Source organism: Acinetobacter sp. RF14B (genome assembly GCF_006864105.1).
Lineage (GTDB): Bacteria > Pseudomonadota > Gammaproteobacteria > Pseudomonadales > Moraxellaceae > Acinetobacter > Acinetobacter lwoffii_C.
The window spans coordinates 1-458 of sequence record NZ_SMTB01000268.1; the positions used below are offsets into that span (position 1 = coordinate 1).

The 458-nt window shown below is 36.7% G+C and carries 1 protein-coding gene; it reads right to left on the reverse strand.

The genetic code is table 11. The features are described 5' to 3' along the window. Positions 1 to 165: 165 nt before the first annotated feature. The coding region (yaaA, locus tag E2K52_RS14900; protein WP_151205739.1) for a peroxide stress protein YaaA at positions 166 to 458 on the reverse strand (293 nt) is incomplete at its 5' end.

Below are 458 nucleotides of genomic sequence, written 5' to 3' on the forward strand. Positions count from 1 at the left end.
CTGCAGGCTATTCTTGAAAGCTCAATGGTGCTTTTCGCTAATTCTGTGCATCTGTCCTTTATCTGCCTCACAAAGTCAAATCATTAAAGATTATACATGTACCTTATAATAGGGCTCTCATATCCAGCATACTTGTACTCATGCTGGATATGGGAAATCGTTTATTTATGCACTCAGTTGTTCATCGCGCTTAAACACCAGTTCTTTCTTGAGTGAACTGTCTGCATCGAAGTAGTAACCATCGACATTAAAAGCTTTTAGCCCTTCAATCCGATCAATTTTATTTTCAATTATAAAACGTGCCATAAGACCGCGTGCTTTTTTAGCATAAAAACTAATCACTTTATATTTGCCATTTTTCTGATCTAGAAATACCGGCTTGATAATATCTGCCTGAATTTTGCGCTCACTAACCGATTTATAATATTCATCAGACGCGATATTGACCAGAATTTCAG